General features: G+C 55.1%; 18 protein-coding genes and 2 pseudogenes. 11 read left to right on the plus strand and 9 right to left on the minus strand.

The features are described from left to right. From E8Q41_RS22780 to E8Q41_RS22810, 7 genes are all read left to right on the plus strand, one after another. Positions 1-955 (plus strand): GDP-L-fucose synthase (locus E8Q41_RS22780; protein WP_246660299.1); only part of this gene is annotated, 955 nt, incomplete at its 5' end. Next, complete coding sequence (locus tag E8Q41_RS22785; protein ID WP_137157865.1) at positions 948-2252, plus strand: WcaI family glycosyltransferase; 1305 nt, start codon at positions 948-950, stop codon at positions 2250-2252. The genes E8Q41_RS22780 and E8Q41_RS22785, both read left to right, overlap by 8 nt. After that, positions 2249-3424, plus strand: a complete 1176-nt coding sequence (locus E8Q41_RS22790; RefSeq protein WP_137157866.1) for a glycosyltransferase — start codon at positions 2249-2251, stop codon at positions 3422-3424. The genes E8Q41_RS22785 and E8Q41_RS22790 overlap by 4 nt, the downstream gene beginning before the upstream one ends. 121 nt (positions 3425-3545) lie before the next feature. Then, positions 3546-4439: a hypothetical protein gene (locus E8Q41_RS22795; RefSeq protein ID WP_137157867.1), complete on the plus strand. Its 894-nt coding sequence runs from the start codon at positions 3546-3548 to the stop codon at positions 4437-4439. Continuing rightward, complete coding sequence (locus tag E8Q41_RS22800; RefSeq protein ID WP_137157868.1) at positions 4436-5794, plus strand: oligosaccharide flippase family protein; 1359 nt, start codon at positions 4436-4438, stop codon at positions 5792-5794. The genes E8Q41_RS22795 and E8Q41_RS22800 overlap by 4 nt, the downstream gene beginning before the upstream one ends. A gap of 14 nt (positions 5795-5808) precedes the next feature. Beyond that, positions 5809-6894 carry a glycosyltransferase family 4 protein gene (locus tag E8Q41_RS22805; protein ID WP_281405315.1) on the plus strand — a complete coding sequence of 362 codons (1086 nt, stop codon included), beginning with the start codon at positions 5809-5811 and terminating at the stop codon, positions 6892-6894. Between the two features lie 666 nt (positions 6895-7560). Continuing rightward, positions 7561-8247, plus strand: a complete 687-nt coding sequence (locus E8Q41_RS22810) for a hypothetical protein (protein ID WP_137157870.1) — start codon at positions 7561-7563, stop codon at positions 8245-8247. Positions 8248-8635: 388 nt separating this feature from the next. Here E8Q41_RS22810 and istB read toward each other — a convergent pair whose 3' ends face one another. The 5 genes and pseudogenes from istB to E8Q41_RS22840 form a co-directional block, all read right to left on the minus strand. After that, complete coding sequence (gene istB / locus E8Q41_RS22815; RefSeq protein ID WP_137157871.1) at positions 8636-9406, minus strand: IS21-like element helper ATPase IstB; 771 nt, start codon at positions 9404-9406, stop codon at positions 8636-8638. Next, positions 9403-10894: pseudogene (gene istA, locus E8Q41_RS22820) on the minus strand (IS21 family transposase). Before istA ends, istB begins: the two are co-directional and overlap by 4 nt. A 141-nt stretch (positions 10895-11035) precedes the next feature. Continuing rightward, positions 11036-11278, minus strand: coding sequence for an IS66 family insertion sequence element accessory protein TnpB (tnpB, locus tag E8Q41_RS22825; RefSeq protein WP_137157872.1), 243 nt, complete (start codon positions 11276-11278; stop codon positions 11036-11038). After that, the gene (locus tag E8Q41_RS22830) at positions 11275-11685 is read right to left on the minus strand and encodes a transposase (RefSeq protein ID WP_137157873.1); all 411 of its coding nucleotides are present in this window, start codon (positions 11683-11685) and stop codon (positions 11275-11277) included. Before E8Q41_RS22830 ends, tnpB begins: the two co-directional genes overlap by 4 nt. A gap of 1419 nt (positions 11686-13104) precedes the next feature. Beyond that, positions 13105-13203 (minus strand): annotated as a pseudogene (locus E8Q41_RS22840) (IS3 family transposase); the annotation flags it as partial. Positions 13204-14411: 1208 nt separating this feature from the next. Between E8Q41_RS22840 and E8Q41_RS22850 the strand changes: the two are divergent. Together E8Q41_RS22850 and E8Q41_RS22855 are read left to right on the plus strand one after the other, a co-directional pair. Further along, a complete protein-coding gene (locus E8Q41_RS22850) occupies positions 14412-14987 on the plus strand; it encodes a hypothetical protein (protein WP_137157875.1) in 576 nt (191 codons plus the stop codon). Positions 14988-15746: 759 nt separating this feature from the next. Next, complete coding sequence (locus tag E8Q41_RS22855) at positions 15747-17060, plus strand: UDP-glucose/GDP-mannose dehydrogenase family protein (RefSeq protein ID WP_137157876.1); 1314 nt, start codon at positions 15747-15749, stop codon at positions 17058-17060. A 697-nt stretch (positions 17061-17757) separates the two neighbouring features. On the opposite strand, the gene E8Q41_RS22860 is transcribed toward E8Q41_RS22855, so the two are convergent. Further along, on the minus strand, positions 17758-18444 hold the full coding sequence (locus tag E8Q41_RS22860; RefSeq protein WP_137157877.1) for a DUF2161 family putative PD-(D/E)XK-type phosphodiesterase: 687 nt from the start codon (positions 18442-18444) through the stop codon (positions 17758-17760). Between the two features lie 212 nt (positions 18445-18656). Further along, on the minus strand, positions 18657-19886 hold the full coding sequence (locus E8Q41_RS22865; protein ID WP_137157878.1) for a PLP-dependent aminotransferase family protein: 1230 nt from the start codon (positions 19884-19886) through the stop codon (positions 18657-18659). Positions 19887-20127: 241 nt separating this feature from the next. Here E8Q41_RS22865 and E8Q41_RS22870 point away from each other — a divergent pair, with 241 nt between their 5' ends. Then, positions 20128-21324, plus strand: coding sequence for a GGDEF domain-containing protein (locus E8Q41_RS22870; protein WP_137157879.1), 1197 nt, complete (start codon positions 20128-20130; stop codon positions 21322-21324). 259 nt (positions 21325-21583) lie between these two features. Here the strand turns inward: E8Q41_RS22870 and ilvC are convergent, their stop codons facing one another. Next, positions 21584-22603 (minus strand): ketol-acid reductoisomerase, encoded by a 1020-nt coding sequence (gene ilvC / locus E8Q41_RS22875; RefSeq protein WP_137157880.1) that lies wholly within the window; start codon positions 22601-22603, stop codon positions 21584-21586. Positions 22604-22648: 45 nt separating this feature from the next. Then, positions 22649-23296 (minus strand): TetR/AcrR family transcriptional regulator C-terminal domain-containing protein, encoded by a 648-nt coding sequence (locus E8Q41_RS22880; protein WP_137157881.1) that lies wholly within the window; start codon positions 23294-23296, stop codon positions 22649-22651. A gap of 159 nt (positions 23297-23455) precedes the next feature. Between E8Q41_RS22880 and E8Q41_RS22885 the strand changes: the two genes are divergently transcribed. Further along, positions 23456-23752 carry a type II toxin-antitoxin system RelE/ParE family toxin gene (locus tag E8Q41_RS22885; RefSeq protein ID WP_137157882.1) on the plus strand — a complete coding sequence of 99 codons (297 nt, stop codon included), beginning with the start codon at positions 23456-23458 and terminating at the stop codon, positions 23750-23752. The last annotated feature ends 5 nt before the right edge of the window (positions 23753-23757 follow it).

Consider the following 23757-nt stretch of genomic DNA (forward strand, 5'->3'; position numbering starts at 1 on the left):
TTCGCTCAGCGGAAAGAAGGTCTGGGTGGCCGGCCATCGCGGCATGGTGGGCTCCGCCATCGTCAGAAGGCTGGCGTCGGAAGGCGCCGAGGTTGTCACCGCCTCGCGCGCGGACGCCGATCTGCGCGACCAGGCCGCCACCACCGCCTGGATCGAGAAGACCAGGCCGGACGCGGTGTTTCTCGCCGCGGCCAAAGTCGGCGGCATTCTCGCCAACGACACCTATCCGGCCGATTTTCTCTATGACAACCTGATGATCGAGGCCAACATCATCCATGGCGCCCACAAGGTGGGCGTCGAGAAGCTGATGTTCCTCGGCTCGTCCTGCATCTATCCGAAGTTCGCCCCGCAGCCGATCACCGAGGATGCTCTGCTGACCGGCGCGCTCGAGCCGACCAATGAATGGTACGCCATCGCCAAGATCGCCGGCATCAAGCTCTGCGACGCCTATCGCAAGCAGCATGGCGCGAACTTCATTTCGGGCATGCCGACCAATCTCTACGGTCCCGGCGACAATTTCGACCTCAATTCCAGCCATGTGATGCCAGCGCTGATCCGCAAGGCGCATGAGGCCAAGCTTTCGGGCGCGCCGTCGATCACTGTCTGGGGCACCGGCACGCCGCGCCGCGAATTCCTGCATGTCGACGACTGCGCCGACGCCTGCGTGCATCTGATGAAGACGCATTCGGAGGCCGGTCACGTCAATATCGGCTCGGGCGAGGACATCACCATCCTCGACCTCACCAAGCTGGTCTGCGATGTCGTCGGCTTCAAGGGCGAGATTGTCCACGACCTCTCCAAGCCCGACGGCACGCCGCGCAAGCTGATGAGCGCCGACAAGCTCCGCGCCACCGGCTGGGCGCCGAAAATCGGCCTCGAAGAGGGTGTCGCCAGCGTCTATCAGTGGTTCCTCGCCAACAAGGTTGAACATGTAGGCGGTGCTGTCCATGGCTGAGGGTAATTGGTCCGCTCAAACCGCTCCGGGTCCAAGCCAAAAAAGTGAATTGCCCCTATCTGGGCAGCGCATAGTGATCTATGGAATGAACTATGCGCCAGAAATAGCTGGGGTCGGTAAATATACCGGAGAGATCGCTGGTCATTTTGCAGCGGCAGGGGCCGATGTTCACGTCGTGACGACCCCCCCCCACTATCCGGGATGGCGAGTTCAGGAAGGATACAAAAATAGCTTTTCGAAATCCCGGGAGGAGAATGTCCATGTGAACCGGACACCTCTGTTGTTGCGCCGGAAGATGAAGGGGATCTGGCGCTTGCTAGCGCCACTGTCGTTCGCTGTGAGTTCGGCGCCAGTCGTATTCTGGAAAATTATCACACTACGCCCACAAACTGTTTTTTGTGTTGAGCCAACTCTATTCGCGGCGCCGGTAGCGCAGCTTGCCTCCTGGATCGTAGGTGCTCGAACCCTACTTCACGTTCAAGACCTCGAAGTGGATGCCGCTTTCGCGATGGGTCATCTGAACCGATCCAAACTTTTGCAAAGGCTTGGAACCGCCTTCGAACGCTCGGTATTGAAGCGGTTCAACCATGTAATCACGATTTCAGGCAAGATGGCGGATAAACTCGTGGAAAAGGGATGTTCCGGCAAGCGGATTACGTTAGTTCGCAATTGGGTAGATCTCGATCACATATTTCCGCTTGCCGGGGAAAACGCTTATCGCACGCAATTGGACCTATTCACACATGACTACGTAGTCCTCTATTCCGGAAACATCGGAGCAAAGCAGGGGTTGGATATACTTCTTGAAGCGGCCAAAAAACTCGAATCTAATGCGAGAATTAAGTTTATAATTGCCGGCGAGGGGCCGGTGAAATTAGATTTGATAGAAAAATACGGCAATCTCAACAATGTCCGCTTTCTGCCGTTCCAACCTCACCAAAAATTGAACGAATTTCTTAACTGCGCAGACCTTCACGCGTTGATGCAGGAAAAAGGAGCAGCAGACCTCGTTCTGCCAAGCAAGTTAGGAGCGATGCTGGCGACTGGAAAGCAAATTGTCGTCACAGCAGACAGCGGCACGGAACTGTATGAATTCCTCGGCGACGCTGCAGTGTTCGTACAAACTGGTGATGTCGAGGCTCTGGTGAACGCGATAACAGCGCTTCAAGAAGGCAGGCTTCCGCACTATCCAGAAAAAATTAAGAAGCTCGCGTTCACCCTCGCCAAAGACGCAGCATTGTCGCAATTGGTGCGCCTGCAGAACCAAACACTCGATGCTCAGGGAGCACTCCCATGAAGGTGGAGATTTGGCATAACATTCTATGGTCCCGTTACAAGGCGGTGGTCTTCACCGAACTGCACCGGATTAGCGTTGAAAACGACGTAGATCTCAAAATCTACCAGATCGCAGAAACCGATTCCGATCGGGTCGGCCTATCCGGCGTTGAGAAGGAGTGGCACGGCTATCCCTACAAACTACTGTTCGGGGGATCATATTCCGCCATTCCACGCCAAACGCTAATCAGTCGCGTTGCTAGGGAAGCATTCAAGACTGACGCCGACATAATCGCTCTCGCCGGCTTCGAACGGCCAGAATACTGGATTCAACTCCTCATACTCAAGGCACGTCGTAAGAAAGTGGTATTTTTTTGCGACTCGACCATTTACGACAATGAACAGACACTGCTCAAGGGGCTGGCCAAGCGGTTCTTTTTCCGCCTTGCCGACGCGGTTTTTTGCTATGGTGTCCGCGCTAAGGAATACCTCATGCATTACGGCATGCCGGCCCGCAAGATTCGCTTTCGCCGGCAGGCCGCAGCTTTGCCTCGGAACTATGATCCTGCCACCGTGGTGGCCGCAAGAATAGCTCAAGATCCCGGTGAGGTGCGTCTGCTATATGTCGGTCGGCTTGCACTCGAAAAACGAGTGGACACGCTGTTGAAGGCGTTCAAGAATTTTCTCCAGCTTCACGGTTCGGGAAGGTTGGTAATTGTAGGTAAAGGGCCAGAGGAGCAGGAACTCCAGCAACTGGCCGAAGAGATGGCGATCATCGGCAATGTCGATTTCGTTGGTGGCAAATCGGGCGATGCGCTTTGGGCAGAGTATTTGGCCGCCAGTGCACTAGTGCTGCCGAGCCAGAGTGAACCCTGGGGACTGGTAGTCAATGAGGCTCTAGCCTACGGATGTCCAGTCATCGTCAGCCAGCGGTGCGGCTGCGTGCCAGAACTGGTGATCGAAGGCAAAACGGGGTATGCCTTCGAATGCGACAATGTGGATGATCTGCTCAAGGGTATTCTTGCTGTACAGGCAATGAGGGATGGAACCTCAAATCTCGCAGAAACCTGCATTGACCACATAGCCTCTTTTAGCCCTTCGGAGGCCGCTCGCGAAATCTACAACGGCCTCTTTGAGTTGGTAGAAACGTCGGACTATTCATCAAGGAAATCCCCGAGCGCTGCGCATGGATAAAGTTAGGTTCATTTCAAAATCAAACGACGGACACAGATCTGCATTCATCTCTGTTTTCGAACGTATACTTGAGGAATATCGACTTAATCACACCTCTCGTTATGGAACAGATTTTTTTCTGATGATCGACGAAGATCTTCGATCGTTTTTTGCTTCTGGCTTTATTAATTTACCTTTCTTGAGACGGACTGCTGGCTTGTTCTTTAGAACCGGAGAGTGCTTTCGGACTGACAGTATTAAATATAAGATAAAGAGGCTTCTGTTCAGCTTGGCAGCAAATTCCAAACTGTACAATATCGTGACGATTATGCCTCACTCCATCGATCAACGCTTCTCTCAAGTATCAAACGGTTGGATTTATGATCCACAATTTTGGGACATTCCTTACTTGCCTGAAACAAAATACATCGATGAATTAGCGGAGATTCTTATCAACAAAGCAAAAGGGCGCCAAATTTGTGTGGCTCTTGGCGCACAAAATACCGACAAAGGATTCGAGTTTTTTGCAAGAATCTGGTTGTCCAACCCAGCTATTCGAGAAAAATTCCTGTTTGTGGCTGCAGGAAGAGTGGCTGAAGGGCTCCGATCTATTGCCTCAGAAATAGCGGAAACAGGTGGGGTAATATTGGATCGCTATATATCGGACAACGAACTCGCAACGCTTTATGTTGCGGCTGACTGTATTTGGAGCTGTTACAGTCCGGCCTACAACCAATCTTCCGGGATACTAGGACGCGCCTTTCAATTGGGAAAGCCGAGCATCGTTCGCGACGGCTCCTACATGAATTTGCTTGCAGATGAGATAGGGCATCCAAACCTACCTCTGCCTTATGATCATAGTCCCGACGCTGCCACTTTATTGTCGAGTTGGAAACCACCTCAAATTGATCAAGACGCACTGGGAAAAAAGATCGAGGATATTAGAAGGAGAGATGTGAGGACAATTTTGGCAATGCTCGGCATTGACCCGGCGTTGTACAAAAGCCCTCTTGATACCAGGCCCAATTTAACATGAACCTGAATTTGAGAAGCAATGCAGTCTGGTCAGCGCTAGAGGTCATCATCTCAGGGCTATCAATGTTTGTCCTATATCGATACGTCGCCATTGAACTCGGCGTCGATAAGCTCGGTCTGTGGTCGCTTGTCCTGGCAACTACGTCATTGGCGCGTTTTGGTGACATCGGCGCAGCGGCTGGTCTTGGTCGCTTCGTCGCCATTGCACTGTCGAGAAATGACAAGCCTCTCGCGTTGCGATATATGGATACCGCATTGATTGTAAATGCGGGACTATACTGCGTTTTTGCCGTTGGTCTCTACGTTCCACTTCAATATGCAATTCTCACTGCGGTTGATGTCGGAGCAGCGAAAGACGCGATCGAGTTGTTGCCCTATGCGCTGACATCTTTCGTTTGTCTCAATCTTTTCTCCGTCACCGTCTCTGGGCTGGTTGGGGCACAGCGCGCAGACTACAAATCAAAGGTGGCTATAATTGCCAACCTAATGCAGCTTTTTTTTGCTGTCTGGCTTTTGTCAACACATGGCCTAAAGGGCCTCGCCTGGGCGCAAATCATCCAATATGCTCTGGCGATGGTCGCGGGGCGTTTACTTGTCGTGAAGCTGATTGGTTCCTCAATCGCCGATGTCGTGCCGCGCAGATTTGGAGTTGCCGCCCTCAAAGAACTATTTCAGTTTGGCGTCAAACTACAACTTGCAAATATTATCTCATTTCTCTTCGAGCCACTGTCAAAGTATGTCATCTCTCTCGTGGGAGGGTTACATATTCTCGGGCTTTACGAAATGAGTTATCGATACATTCTTCAATTCCGGCATGTGGTAGTTGCTCCGGTTCAGAATCTGGTATCAGCTTTCGCATATCTGGAGAATGCGGACGGACAAACCGTAAAACCGCTATACGAAAAGGCGACTGCCACCGTCTTCGTTTCTGCTGCCACGATTCTGGGCGGGGCAGTACTTTTCTCGCCAATGGCGAGTTTTTTGTTGTTGAATCGAATTGATTATTATTTCGTCTTTTGCTCTGCAGTCTTTGGGTTAGGCTGGTTCTGTAACGTTGTTTGTACTCCAGCTTATCTTCTCGGGGTCAGCCGCGGTTCCATCACCTGGAATATTGTCGGGCACGGAGTAGCCAGCTTCATCGGCCCCAGCCTAGCTTGGTGTTTTGGCCAACTTGGTCTGCAACATGGCATCGTTGTCATGATCATGCTAGGGCTGAGCATTGGATCGATCATGTCGGCAATGATGAACTTGAGAAACGCGGATCTATCGCTTTTGCCGTCTAGGTCAGGGGTTTACGAGATTATTGATAAATCCAGAATCGCGGTTAGAAATCTGATCCGCTCGGGCGTGAAATGATACGAGAACAAAACATGGAAAACGGCCCTAGGATTCTTCATCTAATTCATACCCCACGACATTCTGGAGCGGAGTCATTGGTGCGGGATCTGAGCCTTATAGGTATGGAGCAGGGAGTCCCGACTGCTATCGCTTCCTTCGCGCCATGCGAAACTCCTTTCGAAGCTGATCGGCGGCACCTTCAAGAGGCCGGCGTAAAGTTGTATTTCCCCGACCACCCTTTGACGCGATCCCAGCGACTTATGCATTATCGCAAATCGATTTCGGCCTTTCTGCCAGACACCATTTTCGGTCATTCGGTGCTGCCCTCTTTTTATGGCAGATTTGCGAACTCCTTTAGAAAGCCAAAGTCAAAATTTGTTTCAGTGTTGCATAGCGCAAGTAACGACGATTACGGAGGTAAAGCTTTACATCTTAGTGAACTTTTATCCCGCATTTTCATCGATGCAGTGGTTGCCGTATCGGATCAAGGAAAAAAAAATTACATTAGACGTTTTGGAGAAAACGTCCCCGTGCATGTAATTCGGAACGGAATTGACCTGAAGAAATTTGAGAACCTAGATCGCGTAAATATTAGGCAAAAGCTAGGCATCCCCGACACAAAAAAAGTCGTGATACAAGTGGGGCGGATCGCCCCCGTCAAACAACAGCATCTCAGTTACCAAGCGCTGCGAGGCGTTCTCGAAGATTTGAACATTGAGTTATGGTACGTTGGCCTGACGGAAAACAAAGCGTATCAAAGCATGCTCCGCAGAGAGATTGAGGGCGACGGATTAGCCGCATTTACATCTTTTTTAGGCAGTAGAGACGATGTTCACGAATTATTGGCAGCAGCCGATGTGTTCGTTATGCCCTCCTTAGCGGAAGCTCATAGCGTGGCTATGCTGGAGGCTCTGGTCAGCGGCCTTCCCGTGGTGGCATCTGATATAGCCGCATTTTCTTTTGTTAAGGACTGCCCCGGCGTTCACCTCATCCCACCAACCGATGAAAATTCACTAAGAAGCCTAGTGACAGAAAACCTAAGAACCGGATTAATTGAACGGGAAAAAGAAGGATTCTCGATAAAAAAGACATTTTCTTTGTACAAAAAACTATTTTAAGAATATTTCTTAAATATAAACAATAAATATCCATACAAGATCGGAAACACGCCCATGCGAGGAATAAAATCAAAAAACAAATGTCAGAATGTTATGTTTTATACATATTTTCTTTCGATAGCCACATGGATGTTTGACTTCCGCAGCGAAGGTGCCGGGCAAGGGGCAGCAATTCAGGCAATCTTCCTGGCTCTATACATGGCAACTAGCGTTGTGTTTTATGCGTACACACCCAAAAAACGAATAATTGATCTAGCTTTCTTCCTCTTCGCAGTTATCATATTCATAATCTGTGGTCTTATTTCAGGAATAGTGCAAAATAACGACACATACGGACTATTCAGAAATTCGATTACGATATTAATATATTCTTCCTCAGTTGTTTCCACATACTTACTCTTAATAAACTTGCAACCAAGTTTCGATAAATTTCGAGCCGGCCTCTCTTTCGTCGCGCTTAGTTTTCTCATCACGAATATATTAATAGTATTACTTTTTCAGGGTGGAATAGACGTAAATTCCACTAGATATGAGATAATAGGCTCGTCAATATTAGTCTGTCTAAGCTACGTGCCATTATTTCTCCGTTATAGATTAAAATTAATAGAGATAATATGCGCGGCGCTGGCAACAAGTGTCATCGCTCTATCCGTCACGCGGACCTGGGTGTTGGTGCTCGCAATTCAAATGGCATTTAGTTTGCTTTTGGGAGGCTACGCATATTTTAGAAATATTAAGCGACTGTTTATCCCAGCGCTATTAATCATTGCTAGCCTTGGAACGCTACAGTTTATGGGCGCGCCGGTACTGGAGCGCTGGTCAACACGGTTGTTTGCGTCTGAAAGAGTTGGTGTCGATCCAACGTCGCTTACACGACAGCGCCAAATTGAATCAATGATAGACGGCATTGAACGCAATTTTCTCCTTGGCAATGGCTTATACGGAGAAAGCAGTTATTGGCTCGAGCGCGATCTTGGCGGCGGTGATGGAATTCAGACTGGTAACGGATTTGGCCATAATCAGCATATAAGCATGATTTTTGTCGCTGGACTGCTAGGTGGCATGCCACTTTTACTCTGGCAGTTTTACATTGCGATTTTCTCAGTATTCAGCTTGAGAAAGTCATCGGCTTCAGACATATCTGAGAGGATGTTTCTTCATGTCCTTGGCTGTACTATTGTTCTTGGCACCTTGGCCTACGGATTTTATGGCGGAACATTCGGGAATAGAGGATTGACTATGTGGTATGGGGTAGCCACGGGCATTTGCTTGGCTTTTAGCAGAATTACTCGGCGGGCACCATCAGAAGCCTGCCGCTCGCATAGGCTTAGCAACACAATTGTGAGCAAGTGAGGCCCGCGCAACGAGACTCTGTCGCCTGGTTTCCTGGTGTTGGTTTCTGCGCGTGTGTTTCGGCGCGGTCTTTGACCCCACTATAGGCGTCGAATGGTGACCCCAGGCGCTCTAAAGAAAAACAAAGTCGCTCAGCATGTTAGTCTGCAACAGCTGGGGTCATTCTTCCGCGCCGAAAGGGGTCAAAGTTCCGCGCTTAATTACCGTTTTGACGCTCTGGCTATCGATCACGCCAGCCGTCGGACTTGCCTCTCTACTGTCAACGGCGGAGTAAAAACCGGCCACGCGGCGGCGCAAAAGTCGGCCACCTTGGCCCGCGCATGAGACCCGCGGGAGGGCGTAGCCCGAGCGGGGGTCTCATGCGCGGGCGGCGATTTTTTGAGGGGTTTCAGCCAGCCTTGCGGGCGCGGCTTTGGGCGAGACGATAGCTGTCGCCGTTCATCTCGAGGATGCTGACATGGTGGGTGATACGGTCGAGCAGAGCGCCGGTCAGGCGCTCCGATCCCAGGGTTTCCGTCCATTCGTCAAATGGAAGATTGCTGGTGATCAGGGTGGCGCCACGCTCGTAGCGCTGGGAGATCAGCTCAAACAGCAATTCCGCGCCGGTCTTCGACAGCGGCACAAAGCCCAGTTCATCGATGATGAGAAGCTGGTAGGCGGACATCTGTTTCTGGAGCCGCAGCAGCCTTCGCTCGTCACGTGCCTCCATCATCTCGCTGACCAAGGCGGCCGCTGTCGTGAAGCCGACAGACAGGCCCTTCTGGCAGGCTGATAGGCCGAGACCGAGAGCCACGTGGGTTTTGCCCGTGCCGCTGGGCCCAAGCGCGATCACGTTCTCCCGCCGCTCGATCCACTCGCAACGCGCCAGTTCCAACACCTGCATCTTGTTGAGCTTGGGGATGGCTGCGAAGTCGAAACTGTCGAGGCTTTTGATGACCGGGAACCTGGCCGCCTTGATGCGGCGTTCGACCTTGCGGCGATCCCGTTCGATCATCTCCCGCTCGGCAAGCCGAGTGAGGTATCCGACATGATCGACGCCTTCGGTGGCGCACAGCCGGGCCAGCTTCTGATACTCACGCTGGAATGTCGGCAGCTTCAGGGTCTTGAGATAGTGTGCGAGAAGGATCCCAGAGGGCGCATCTGGCGCTTCGGTGCTCATGCCGCTTCTCCCGCATCCGACGACAGGAGGCGCATGTAGGCTTTCGCCGAAGTCGTCTCGACCGTCGCCCTCGGCAGGTAGGGATAGATGGACAGGTCCAGTCGCGGCGGTCGGCGTTCCACCTGGCACAGGATCAGATGCTTGACTGCATCGAAGCCGATCGCCCCAAGTTGCAGGGCCTGCGTCACCGCCGCATGCAAATCGGCAAGGTCGAAGTTCTCCAGCAGGCGCAGGACCAGCACATACTCACGCCGGCCATGCTTGGCCATGCGGCCTTCCATCAGTCGGCGCAGCGTAGCAAACTCTTCCGGCAGGTCCCAGCCCTGAAGGGGCGCTGCCTGATCCAGCGCATTGATCTTCTGCTCGATCAGCGGCAGGTAATGCACGGGATCGAAGACGACGTCTTCCCGTTCCCAGCTCCGGGGATGGCGAGCGATGATCGCGCCTCGGCAACCGATCACCACCTCGTCGACATAGCCTCGAACCCAAACATCCTGATGGCCGTAGGCGACCGGCACGGAATAGTCGTTGGTCTTGTAACGGACCAGCGACTGGGCCGTGACTTTCGCACTCGCCTGGTCGCAGGCATCGAATGGAGAGGCCGGCAACGCACGCATGGCAGCAAGATCACGCTGCAGCCGCTCTCCGATCGTCTCGCTCTCGCCGCGCAGTCTGTCGCGCTGGCGTTTGCGGCATTGCTCTTCCAGCCAGACGTTGAAGGCGTCCCAGGTAGCAAACTGCGGAATCGGAACCATGAAGTTGCGCCGGGCGTAGCCAACGAGACCCTCGACATTCCCCTTGTCGTTGCCCTTGCCGGGACGGCCGTAACGATCCCGGATCAGATAATGGGACAGAAACCCGCTGAACAGCGTCGCGCGCTTGCGGGCGCCATCGGGCAGGATCTTCGCAACACCTTGCCCGGCAGGGCATGCTTGCATGCCCGAGAGGGGGGCAGCGGTCATTGTCGTAGACGATCGATTGCGGCACTGCGCCGAAGAAGGCGAACGCATGGACGTGGCCGTCGATCCAAGCCTCGGCCACCGCCGCAGGATAAGCCCGCACGTAGCAGCCGTCGCTATGCGGCAAGTCGAGCACGAAGAAATGCGCCTTCTGCTCCACGCCGCCAATCACCACCATCGCCTCGCCGAAATCGGCCTGCGCATGGCCCGGTGGATGAGCCAATGGCACAAACACCTCCTGGCGACGCTGATCCCGCTCACGAATATAGTCCTTGATGATCGTGTAGCCGCCGGTGAACCCGCATTCGTCACGAAGCCGGTCGAACACCCGCTTGGCCGTATGGCGCTGCTTGCGCGGCAGCTTCACGTCCTCATCAAGCCAATGCTCGATCGTCGGAATAAACGCATCCAGCTTCGGCCGCCGGATCGGTGATTGCCGCTGATAGCCGGGTGGCGTCGAATAGGACAGCATCTTGGAAACACTGTCGCGCGAAATGTTGAAATGCTTTGCAGCCTGACGCCGGCTCATTCCTTCAGAACAAGCCAGACGAACCCTCAGATAAAGTTCCACGGTATAAATCCCCAGCCCTCCTGCATGCGTCGCAGAAGGGAAAATAGGTGGCCGACTTTTACGCCGCCCGAGGCGGGACTATCCCGCCGCTACCGTGGACTAATTTTGCACCGCCGCTCTCACACGTTCCAGCTTCTTCGTGAACAGGCAGGCTCCTTGGCCATCATGCCAGATGACCTTGATCAGGCCACCGCCACGACCGCGGAAGACGAACAGGTGTCCGCACATCGGATCGCGCTTCAGCGTCTCTTGCACCATCAGTGACAGACCAGGGAAACCCTTGCGCATGTCTGTATGGCCTGTCGCCAGCCAGACCTTCACACCAGCGGGGACCGGGATCATCGCCGACCCAGCACACACTCGAGAATGCGACCGAGCGCCTCCGTGTCGATGCCGCTGTCCACACGGACACGGCGACCGCGGCCCATCTCAATCGTCACATCGCTACGCTTCCGACGGGGTTGCGGCAAAACTGGCGCTTCTGAGGCGGCGGGCTGGACTGCCGGCGCGGCCTCCAACACGATCACAGGCACCAAGGTGTTCGCCACCTGAAGCGACGACTCCTTGATCCGGCAGAGTTCCTTGCGGCACCGAAAGAGCTGGCTCACGTGGATGCCGGCCGCACGGGCAATCTCGGAAAGAACCGCACCGGGCTCAAGGCAGGCTGCAACAAGCCGCTCTTTGTCCTCGCGAGACCAGCGCCGACGGCGCTCGACAGACGTGATCACTTCAATCGGATGCTTCGTCATAGGACTACTCCTAGTGTTTGCACTAGGACTTCCAATGTTCGCATCAAGCTCGCAATACGGCCCTCACCGTGGGCTTACCGTACTTGTGTAGACTGCGTAAATGATAAAATCGAACATGAGCTTAGGAAAATATGGTTTGCAAACACAGCACATTTCCACTTAGAAACGCCTGGGTTCATTTTTGGAAGGGGAATTCTTAGATGGCGGGGAGAGATATCAATCCAGCGTATAACCATATTCCCGCGCTCGACGGATTGCGTGGATTGGCAATCGCGCTAGTGATAGCGGTTCATTGTTACTACAGAGGCCCTAACATTAACGCGTCCCCAATTTTTTCGGGAATTCTCATATTTGGCTGGTCTGGAGTTGAACTGTTTTTTGTTTTATCGGGCTTTTTGATCACGTCAATTCTCGCAAAATCTAGATCAGAAGGCGGCACTTATAGGATTTTCCTCCTTAATCGAACAGCCCGTATTGCCCCCCTATATTTTCTCGTTTTGACAGGATTTCTTCTTTTGTCGTTTTTGCCGCTCCCCAACGAGGCAGCGAACCCGCTCCAAAACTATCGGGAATATTGGTTTGTATATTGGTTTTATATTAGTAATTTCTCTGACATACTCAAATTAAACAACGATTCTGCAAACATCATACTAGGACCCGCATGGTCGCTCGCGATAGAACAGCATTTCTATTTGATATGGCCAATTATTGTTTTGCGTTTTAGTACGAAGGCCGCAAAGTCTATAATTTCACTCTGCTACCTAGTTTTAGTTGTTTTTCGCCTTTTTCTAGTCGGACACATCGATCCCCAGGCGATATACCATTTCACACTTTTCCACTTCGATGGATTGGCCATAGGCTCGTTATTGGCGCTTTGGCTCCCATCGATATCGAAATACCGGGCCCTTGCACCAGCCGCTCTAGTTTTTTCAGCAGCGTCGCTGCTCGTTTTGATACTCTATGCCGGGACCTCGCATTACATGAATCCTCTTATTCAAAAGTGGGGCTATGTGGCGATAAGCACATTTTACGGCTGCCTCATCATTTCAACTATAACGAGCGCACCGATGGAAAGGATCTTCTCGGGAAAAGTCCTCAGAATAGTTGGGAAATATTCTTATTTCACGTATTTAGTACATTGGCCAATTTTGCTTATTCTCGACAAATTACCGCTTTCAGGTTGGACAGCCTGGACAATGTTCTTTTTCCTTTTTACTGCAATTACAACAGCCCTAGGATCTTTATGCTGGCGACTATTCGAAAAGCCTATGTTGGATCTAATACGCGGCCTCGCTAGAGAGAAGACATCTCGGCATCCATCTTGAAATGTCTATGCATGCTGAGCAGAATTGCAGCTATTCGAGGGTGATGGGGGCACCAGCCCTTTGAATATCCCAGAGTTTCGTAGACACCCTCGGGTTAGATTTTCTGCTGCTTTTTGAACTCGACGGGCGACAGCACGCCGCTCCTGACGTGCTTGCGTTTCGGGTTATAGAACATTTCGATGTAGTCCAACACAGAGGTGGCTCGGGAATTTTGAACAGCCGGGAAAAGTGGCGATCATCACCTTTACCACACCGGACGGACCAATCATGATGACGCCTTCAAGGCCTGGATTACGGCGGCAATCGTCACTGCGTCGCCGCCAGAGGCGATCCTGACGATCGCTCCACCAACCTCCAGCTCGATTGCCGCAATGGGAGGCGCTTGCCTCGCTATCGTCTTTCGACATGGCGGAGGCCGCTCTACCGCTCGTTCAACGACCGCAGGCACAACCAGCGGCGGCAAGGCTGGCTCCGCTTACTTACGAACCTGCCGCCGCCAAGTGAACAATTGACCGGAGATAAACCATGCCGTCACGCAAGAGCGCTCACCGACATCTCTCCGCTATAGCTCTCGGCGACGATCCGATCCTTCTCCTCATCGCTCCAGGCGCGCCTGCGGCCGACTCCGGTGAAAACCTCAAACCGTTGCACCGGCACATGCGCGCTGGTGATATGCGTAAACCGTGTAATCTCCGCCAAATCAATCGCAGCACGGAGTTATCTGGTTTTCGGAATTGGCTCTCCTGTTCCTATTCCGAATTCAGAGGACCAAGACTAGCAAGCGACTCGCCTTGGTGTCAAAAAAATCAGTACCAAACACAAGCCTGAAAATATCAAAATGACTGGTGCCAACAAAACTATCGCTAACAACCAGAGATAATGATCATAGCGCTGGGGTCGAAGGCCATAGACGAGACCCGCATAGAACAGCACCGATAACACGACCCATATTTGCCAGACAGCCATGTGGCTCCCTCCAGTTTTCATCTTCGAAGTTAGGTTGGCGCGGCGGGACAATCAAGCGGTTTGGCCCAGTGTTGCGAACCAAAACCCAGCCTTGGTTAAACGCACCGGCGCTCGGCACAAAGGCCAAGGGGACTACCTCGCAAAAAAATACTTTTTTTCAATAAGTTACGATTTATTCGTATTTGCGAAGCAACGAGGCAACTAGCGATGGTTTCGAGCAAGTTTACTCGTCGGCGTATCGATGCCTAAATGCACGCCGAACTGCACGCTTTGCGAACAATATGACGGAACAGGATTGTGCAATGATTAACTAATATTGCAGAATATCTGAAGATGCCTTTAAAACACCACAAAAATGCAAATATACGCTGTTTATAAAATTTCGATTTCAATATATCGCAAAAAATAACTTCCTGACAGGAAATATTTATAGGATTGGCACAAGGATTGGATGCGCGAAAAGATATTCCGGAACTGACAGCACTTCGTTTTGTAGCGGCTATGGCAGTGGTTATTTCATATTTTCACGGGCTCGAATTTTTGAATGCTCCGCTTTTGCATCATATGCTGGACGGTGAACGTCCTGCTGTAGCGTTTTTCTTCACCCTTTCAGGATTTGTCCTGGCACTTCGATATCGCCCGGATGAAATCAGAGCCCCTTACTACCTCGCACGGTTTGCAAAAGTATATCCGGTTGATCTTTTTGGGTTGGCGATATCAGCACCGACCGTCCTCTACGTCGCTGCTACCAGTTCCTCTTTGTCCGAGACGATGTTCTCGTTGAAAGGCAACGTGTCCGCACTGCTTATTGCAAGCCTGATTTGCCAAATTTTGCTGATTACGGCATGGACCCCTATCGCGGACTTAATCAGCCATGGAATGGGCCAGCTTGGAGCCTTTCTTGCGAGGCATTTTTTTATGCTCTTTTCCCGTTCCTCCGTCGTGTGCTCATTCTCCAGAGTGTCCGCGCATTACTGTCTGTCGTCGCTATCGCCTGGATACTTCAATTAATATGGTGCTTACTGATCCCGGTTTTGGCACCACCGAATCGCGCCGGGTTTCTGGTATCCCAATTCCCGCTTCCTCATCTGTTCGACTTCATAACTGGCGCAGTTTGCGGAACGCTCTATACTAGCGGTGAAATGCGGGCGCTGTATCATTACTGGCATGTAGCGGCCATCTCCTTTGCGGCTATTGTACTCCTGAGTATGACGCAGCCTGTCAAACCCGCATATCTAGCGCATGGACCGTTTTTTGCACTCTTAATCTCTGCGGTGGCGACAGGCCTTGGCACGCCGCTTTTAAGCCAACGTCTGGTCGTGCTCCTCGGCGCATCAAGTTATTCACTGTAGATCATTCATATCCCTGTGCTGTTAGCCCTGAAGGCATTTATGAGCATGTTGGTGCCATGGCCTCTTTTGTTGTGCGCCCTATTTCTAACCAGCATTCTGGTGTTCACTTTCGGTGAGGAACCATTACGTAAGAAAATCATGAAATTTGGTAGACGCAGCAATGTCTATTCGCCGATCAAATAAAATAATTCACAACACACGAATCACGTTTGGGATTTTTTCCGTAATGGCTTTTTAGAACTTCTGATTCCATTTATCGTCCGCGATTTTCAGTTCATTTGAACTATATCTAACGAACTGGTCGGTTAACCCCTCTATAATGTTTACCTGGATTTGGAGTTAAATTGCTTTACAGCCTGGCAACAACAGCGGTATGTATTAGCTCGAATAGAGCAGCGAGCAAGACCGGGTAGAAAAGATGCGCATCGTCATGATTGGGTCGGGTTATGTTGGTCTCGTATCCGGCGCCTGCCTTGCGGATTTCGGCCATCACGTCACCTGCGTCGATAAGTCCGAAGCCAAGATCGAGGCGCTCAAGGCCGGCAAGTCGCCGATTTTCGAACCCGGCCTCGAAGCCCTGATCGCCAACAATGCTGCAGCCGGCCGTCTCGATTTCACCCTCGATCTCGCTTCCGCCGTGACTGAGGCCGATGTCGTCTTCATCGCGGTCGGCACGCCGTCGCGCCGCGGCGACGGCCATGCGGATCTGAGTTATGTCTATGCCGCCGCCCGCGAAATCGCCGCCAGCGTCACCGGCTTCACCGTCATCGTCACCAAATCCACCGTGCCCGTCGGCACCGGCGACGAGGTCGAGCGCATCTTCCGCGAAGAGTTCCCGGACAAGGACGTCGCCGTCGTCTCCAATCCCGAATTCCTGCGCGAAGGCGCCGCCATTTCCGACTTCAAGCGCCCCGACCGCATCGTGGTCGGCGCAGAGGATTCGCGCGCCATCGACGCGATGCGCGAAGTCTATCGCCCGCTCTATCTCAACGAAGCGCCGCTGTTCTTCTGCGAACGCCGCACCTCCGAACTGATCAAATACGCCGCCAACGCCTTCCTGGCGATGAAGATCACCTTCATCAACGAGATCGCCGATCTCTGCGAAACCATCGGCGCCGACGTGCAGAAGGTCGCCAAGGGCATCGGCATGGACAAGCGTATCGGCGACAAGTTCCTGCATGCCGGGCCCGGTTACGGCGGCTCCTGCTTCCCCAAGGACACGCTGGCGCTGGTCAAGACCGCCCAGGATTACGACAGCCCGGTGAGGCTGATCGAGACGACAGTCGCCATCAACGACAACCGCAAGCGCGCCATGGGCCGCAAGGTCATCGCCGCCTGCGACGGTTCCGTGCGCGGCAAGAAGATCGCCATTCTCGGCCTGACCTTCAAGCCCAACACCGACGACATGCGCGACGCCCCGTCGATCGCCATCATCCAGGCGCTGCAGGACGCAGGCGCGTCGGTCCATGCGTTCGATCCCGAAGGCATGGACGCGGCAAAGCCGATGCTGGGCGACGTGACCTATGGCAAGGACCCCTACGAGATAGCCGACGGCGCCGACGCCGTGGTGCTGGTCACCGAATGGGACGCTTTCCGTGCGCTGGACTTCCGCAAGCTCAAGGCGACCATGGCCGGAGACGTGGTGGTGGACCTGCGCAACGTCTATAACGCCGCCGAACTCGCCAAAAACGGCTTCCGCTACACGGCGATCGGCAAGGCCCAGAAGGGCTGAAGAGCGTATCGAGACCAAGAAAAAAGCCGCTGGGTCGCCCCGGCGGCTTTTTTTTGCGGTTGCATACCACTCAATACAAAAAACCATCGGATGGAAGAAGCGCATATGCGGTTAGACCCATCGGCGCATGCTGTCAGTCGTTTTGCGGCAACCGCAGCGCATTTACGGGATTCGCCTCCCACATAGAGGTTTCCGCTGATCGGCGAACGACATTAGGTGTTCGCCTACTGGCGCCTTTGTGACGCGATAGAGCAGCGGCCAACCGCCAATCAGCCGTATCTTCCCAGATAACGGCAATGATATCCCGGTTAGAGACAACAGTCCCGCCTGTTATCTTGGGATTGCGGATAATCCTCGCTCGCCAAAGAGCGGTGCAAGCCATTGAATTACATATATCTTGCGCGTCTTGAGCCCATGGTGCGACGAAACTGTTTTCCGACCAAAAACAGGCCAGCAAAAAACATCCCGACGTATTCCATTCGGGCCAAAACCAAAAAAACCGGACTTCTATTCCGGCACTAAGTCACTGTTTTGAAGATATTTTCTCTAATTTTCCTGGCGTTAGGGAAAATTCTTCGGAGACGGGTTCGCGCTAGTTTGCAACCACCGTCAGATCGTTTTGACGTGTCGCATGACGGGTCCAACGTCCCGCTCTGCAACTTTCACGGTCAGCGAATTAGGTCTTCTCCTGCGGGCCTCATTCTCCATCGCCGCCACTCTGCGAAGTTGTCGTGGCCTGCATCCAGCGACCCAGAGCCTCCTCCCCCGCCGGCGTCAGGGCGTAGACCCCGCGTTCGATGCGCGCGAACCAGCCATAGACATTGTTCTGCAGGATCTTGCCGGCGTCGGGACAATCGGGACGGATCTCGGCCGGCCTGGTCCGTCCGTCGCGTATCAGCGCCGCAACCGCGAGCGCCTGCTGCCGATAGGCGGTCATTTGCGGTATTTTCGTCGAGCCCCCGGTCACGGGATCGCCGCGGCGGCGGTCGAATTCGCGCATCAGCCGCGACCGGCGTTTCGGATTGGTGCGCGGCATGGGGGAAACGGATTTGACGATGATCTCTGCTTCGCCGCGATCGTCGACCCCGATCATGCCGAGGCCCAGGCGGCGACAGAGATCGCGAAACCGCCGGTCGGCCTCCCGCCCCCTGCCCTTCGCGGACACTCTCGCAGCGATCCACACTTCATCGGCGACCTGCGCCCGGTCCACCGCCTGCAGCACGAGTTCGAGATTGAAGCTCATCTTGAGTTCGCAAACGACCACAACCTCGCCGGCCTCTCCCTGCATGCGGCCGACCACGTCGCAGCCGCCGATTTCCCCCTTCACCTCGAAGCCCAGCCCCTCGAGAAAGCGCTTCACCGGCAGATAGAGATCGGTTTCCATGAGCGACCCGGAGAGTTGAAGGATATGTGTCGGCAGGCGCCGTACCGATCCAAGGAACGCATTGATCGTCGAATGTGAAGTGATCCGGCCAGAGGCGCGGTGGACCGGCATTGGCCGAAGCGGCGCAATTCCCGAATGCACAGCCGCTGAGCCGAAAAAGGCGGCGCCCGGCCGACCAAGGCCGAGCGCCGCCGCATCATCTCTAAAAGGCCTCACGCCGCCAGGGCGGCGCTTTCCGAGGCGATCAATTGGCCAAGACGCTTGACGCCATCATCGATCATCTCGTCGGAGGCGCAAGAGAAGGACAGGCGAATGGTGTTCTCGCCGGTGCCGTCGGCGAAGAAGGCCTTGCCCGGCACGAAGGCCACGCGCACGGTCTCGATGGCGCGGGCGAGCAGCTTGGCGCCGTTCATGCCCTTGGGCAAAGTCACCCAGACGAACATGCCGCCCTCGGGCCGCGTCCATTCCACACCGGCCGGCATATAGGCGTCGAGCGCGGCCAGCATCTTTTCACGGCGATGGCCATAGGCCTTGCGGATCTTGGCGATCTGCTCGTCGAACAGCCGTTCGGCGACCTTGTGGATAGCCATCTGGTTGATGGTCGAGGAGTGGAGGTCGGCGGCCTGCTTGATCAGCACCAGCTTGCGCACGACTTCGGAATTGCCGACCACCCAGCCGATGCGAAGGCCCGGAGCCAGCGTCTTGGAGAAGGTGCCGCAATAGAAGGTGCGGGTCTTTTCGATATCGCCGCCATTGCGTTCGAGATCGAGCGCCAGAATCGGCGGCACGCTTTCGCCGGCGTAACGCAGCGATTGATAGGCGGCGTCTTCGATCACCGGCACGTCGAGTTTTTCCGCCAGATCGAGCAGCCATTCGCGCTCGGCCCGCGTCATGGTCACGCCGGTGGGATTGTGGAATTCCGGCACGCAATAGGCGAATTTCACCGCCCCGCCCTTCTCCTTGGCGGCGTCCAGATAGGAAGACGGCTCGCGGTTGGAGAGCGGCAACAGCTTGTCGTAGTTCGGCTCATAGGCGTTGAAGGCGCCGAGCGCGCCCATATAGGTCGGCCAGGTCACGAGCGCGGTGTCGTTCTTCGACAGGAAGAGCTTGCCGAGATAATCCAGCAATTGCTGCGAGCCGGAGGTGATGAAGACGTGCTCGGCCGTGCAGGCAATGCCGATCTTGCCCATCTCCTTGGCGATCCAGTCGCGCAGGGGCTTGTAGCCTTCGGAAACGGAATATTGCAGCGCCGCGTCGCCTTGCGGGCTGGCCAGCACTTCGGCATAGGCTTCGGCCACTTCGGCCTTCGGGAACAGGTTCACGTCGGGAATGCCGCCGGCGAAGGAGATGATGTCGGGCTGCTCGAGAAGCTTGAGCAATTCGCGAATTTCAGACGCCTTCATGCGGCTCGCGCGCGTGGCGAAGACCTGTTGCCAATCCATGGATTCGTTTCCTCTCCGATATTATCTCGGCAGAAGATCACGGGAACAGGAATAAGTCAACAATACTGACCTAATTTTCGAGCTCTGAAATCGCTGGAGCCTGGTCTGATGTCCGTGCCGGGTCGCTGTATGACCCCATAATTTTACAGGAAAATAGCTTTGCAACCACCGCTGTGCGGTAGTGTATTTTTATAGAAGTTGAAATACATAGCTTCGGCGAGGTCAAACTCAAGAGGATACCGTGCGCCGGCTCCGCCATCTCACCCAGATCATGATCGGCCTTGATCTCGGTCCGCCGGAGATTCACTGGCGGCAGCTCGCCGAATTGTTCCGCCTAACGCCGCACCTTCTCGCGGCGCTCGGCATCGGGATGGCGGCGGTCCAGCCGTGGCTGAACGGACGAACGGGCGCAGTGGCCGTCGCGGCCGGCCTGATCACGCTTCAGCTGGCGTCCCGTTTCGCCGGCAAGTTCGCCTTTCATCGCCGCGAAGGCCAATCGCTGACGACATGGACACGCCTGTTTGCGGTTCTGTCGGCCGCGTCGGGTCTGTTCTGGGGCCTCTCCCTCGCCTCGCTCTATCTGGGCGGCGATGGCGACAGCAAGCTGATCGTGCTCGCGGTCGGTTGCGGCATCATCCAGTCTTCGGCCGCCCGCGCCTTCATGTCGCCCGCCCCGATGCTCGTCAATATCGGGCTCCTCATGGGCACGGTGTCGATGGCCGCAGCCGTCGAGGGCCAGTGGATGATGGCGCCGATCTGCGCGGTCTATTTCCTGTTTCAGCTCACTTATCTCGCCCGCCTCATCGACCTCTATCTCGGCGAAATCCAGGCGGCGTGCGGCCGGGAACGCGCCCTTGCGCAATTGGCGGACGCCAACAGGAAACTGAAACAGGCCAATGAGCAACTGGCGCGCCATGCGTTGACCGACGGATTGACGGGCATCGCCAACCGCCGCAGCTTCGACACGATTCTGAACGCGGCCTTTGCCCCCGCCGGCGATCGGGAGCCCCTGTCGTTGATCCTGCTCGATATCGATCATTTCAAGGTCTTCAACGACACTCACGGCCATCAGGCCGGCGACGACTGCCTCAGGCTGGTGGCGCGGGTGATCTCGGAAACATTGCAAGACACTCCATACAGCGCCGCACGTTATGGCGGCGAGGAATTTGCGCTCATCCTGCCGGGGGCCGATTCCGTCGAAGCGGCCCGGCTGGCCGAAACCCTGCGGAGCGCCATAGAAGCGGCGGAGACTGCCGATCTGTCCGGGGCGTCGCCCTCGATTTCCGCCAGCTTCGGCGCCGCCACCCGCACCCGAGCCGATGCCACCCCGGCCGATCTCGTGGCCCGCGCCGATCGGGCGCTCTATCGCGCCAAGCAGAAGGGCCGCAACCGCGTGGCGGTTGATATCCCGGTCGACGCCGACGGCGTAAAAGACTGACGGGATCGATCGCCCACGAAAAAACCGGGGTCGCCCCCGGTTTCTCAATCACATAGTCGCTCTCACAAGCCGCTGTTGGTTGCAAGCCTTGTCGACCAGCGTGCTCTTGCCGATCCCCGCATCGCCGAAGGCGTGCAGACGGGATGACCGGAATCGGCAAGCCGCTGTTAGTTGCGGGCCTTGTCGGCCAGCTCTTTCTTGCCGATCCCCGCATCGCCGGAGGCGTGCAAACGAGATGACCGGGATCGGCAAGCCGCGGTTAGTTGCGGGCCTTGTCGACCAGCTTGTTCTTGCCGATCCAGGGCATCATACCGCGCAGCTTGGCGCCGACTTCTTCGATCTGGTGGCTGTCGTTGACGCGGCGGATGCCCTTGAAGCGGGCGGCGCCGGCGCGGTATTCCTGCATCCAGTCCGAGGTGAACTTGCCGGTCTGGATGTCGTGCAGAACGCGCTTCATCTCAGCCTTGGTTTCCGCAGTGATGATGCGCGGACCGGTGACATATTCGCCCCACTCGGCCGTGTTGGAGATCGAGTAGTTCATGTTGGCGATGCCGCCTTCATAGATCAGGTCTACGATCAGCTTCACTTCATGCAAGCATTCGAAATAGGCCATTTCCGGAGCGTAGCCGGCTTCCACCAGCGTCTCGAAGCCGGCGCGGATGAGCTCGACCAGACCGCCGCAAAGGACGACCTGCTCGCCGAACAGGTCGGTTTCGCATTCTTCCTTGAAGGTGGTTTCGATGATGCCCGAACGGCCGCCGCCGACGCCGCAAGCGTAGGAGAGAGCCAGCTCAAGGGCGTTGCCCGAAGCGTTCTGATGGATGGCGACGAGGCAGGGAACGCCGCCGCCCTTCTGGTATTCGCCGCGCACGGTGTGGCCCGGGCCCTTCGGTGCGATCATGACGACGTCGACCGAAGCCTTGGTTTCAATCAGGCCGAAATGGATGTTGAGGCCATGGGCGAAAGCGATTGCCGCGCCGTCGCGGATGTTGCCGGCGATTTCGTCGCGATAGATGTCGGCCTGCAGTTCGTCCGGGGTCGCCATCATCATCAGGTCGGCCCAGGCGGCGGCTTCGGCGACCGTCATCACCTTGAAGCCATCGGCTTCGGCCTTGGCGGCGGTCTTGGAGCCGGCCTTCAGCGCGATCGCAACATTGGCGGCGCCCGAATCCTTGAGGTTCAGCGCATGGGCGCGGCCCTGCGAGCCGTAGCCGATGATGGCGACCTTCTTGGACTTGATGAGGTTGAGATCGGCATCACGATCGTAATAGACGCGCATATTGAATGTCCTTCCCTTAGCTGTCTGTCTTTGAATGCGGCGGCCTTAGCCCGCCATCCCCTTATCGGTTCCGTAAAGGCGAAGGAAGGCGGCAACCGCCCTCTTCGCCCGCGAACCAAACTCTTTTTTCGCCGCCGACATGTCTTCGCCGAGCAGCAGCCGGACATGCCAGTCCTTGACGATCAATCCGTAGAGAACCTCATAGGCCTCGGTCACGTCGTCGAATTCGATAAGACGCGCGCGCTTGGCGGCGATCAGCAGCGTCGCGGCGCGGCGGCCGATCTGCTTGCGGCCGCGCTCCAGCAACATTTCGCCGAGCTGCGAGCCGTCGCGGCTGGCCTGGCCGATGGCGAGCCGATTGAGCGCCAGAGACACGTCGCCCGACAGCACGTCGAGCAGGGCGATGGCGAAATCGTCGAGCATCTTCTCAAGGCTGTCGCGGGTCAGCGCGCCGGCATTGGCTTCGCCCGTCTTCACCTTAGAGGCCTGATAGGCGATCATCGCCTCCATCAGCCCGTCGCGATCGCCGAACCACTTGTAGAGGCTTTCCTTGGAGCAATTGGCGGCGCGCGCCACGCCCGCCGTCGTCAACGCTTTTTCGCCGCCCGACACGAGCAGGCGAAGCGCCTCTTCCAGCACGGCGTTCTGCCGTGGCGAAAACTGATCGGGATTGGCCTCTGCCGTGGTCAACATCGCTCCACCTCAATGCTGCGCTGCGGTACCGTACGGTACGGTTCGCGGCGTTTATGCAGCGAATTGGGGAGGAGGTCAAGAGGAAAGATAAACGCTTCATTATCGTAGACGCCTGTCCCATCAGATGGTACATTCAACCACGAAGGCGATGGGCGCACGATGATCGAAAGCTTCCGCGATGGTTGGCTTGGAGAGTTTTTCAAGGCTGACAGGCCGAGCAAACGAATTCCGGCCGACATCTCGGATCGATTGTTTCGCAAGCTGCAGATGATCGATGACGCGACCTGTGACGCAGACTTGCGAGCGCCGCCGAGCAATCATTTCGAAAAGCTCGTCGGTTCCCTATCCGGCTTCCACTCGATCAGGGTCAACAAGCAATGGCGGCTGCTCTTTCGATGGGATCCATCCCGAGGCGTCGCCTCATCGATTTATCTCGACAATCACGATTACAGGTGAATTCC

It is taken from the genome of Rhizobium sp. FKL33 (assembly GCF_005222915.1).
Taxonomy (GTDB): Bacteria; Pseudomonadota; Alphaproteobacteria; order Rhizobiales; family Rhizobiaceae; genus Rhizobium_E.